The 362-nt window shown below is 56.4% G+C and carries 1 protein-coding gene; it reads right to left on the bottom strand.

The annotated features are described in order from the left end of the window. Window positions 1-362: PAAR-like domain-containing protein (locus ACTHSX_RS10530; RefSeq protein ID WP_440377612.1), on the bottom strand; the 362-nt coding region annotated here is incomplete at both ends.

Here is a 362-nt window from a genome sequence, read left to right as displayed (position 1 = left end):
GGATTGACCGGACGGCCGGCACCTACCGCACCCTTACAGGACAGACAGGTTTTAGGGGGGAGTCTTTTGCTGAACTTGCCGTTCATATGGAACATATCACCGGTACGCACGATATAGCGTTTGCGGATTTTAACCGAGGAAGAATGGCGCATCGGCCAGGCCGGTTTGGTGGCGGTACGGCTCTTTACCCCTTTGCGACCCGGAAGGGCAATTTCATCGCCATAAGTCTTGTCCGTCTTACTGGCTTTAAAGACAAAAGCAGGCTTGCGGTTGAGGCGTACGTCTTTGGCGACGGTCTTAGCACCGCCGAGGTCGGCAAAGAGCGGGAAGGGAATAGGCGGAACAGAAGGGGGAGCGGGTGG

The sequence above is a fragment of the Neisseria sp. P0014.S002 genome (assembly GCF_051958295.1).
GTDB lineage: Bacteria > Pseudomonadota > Gammaproteobacteria > Burkholderiales > Neisseriaceae > Neisseria > Neisseria flavescens_B.
Note: the sequence above shows the minus strand (reverse complement) of the source record. Positions and strands in the feature narration are given on the sequence as shown.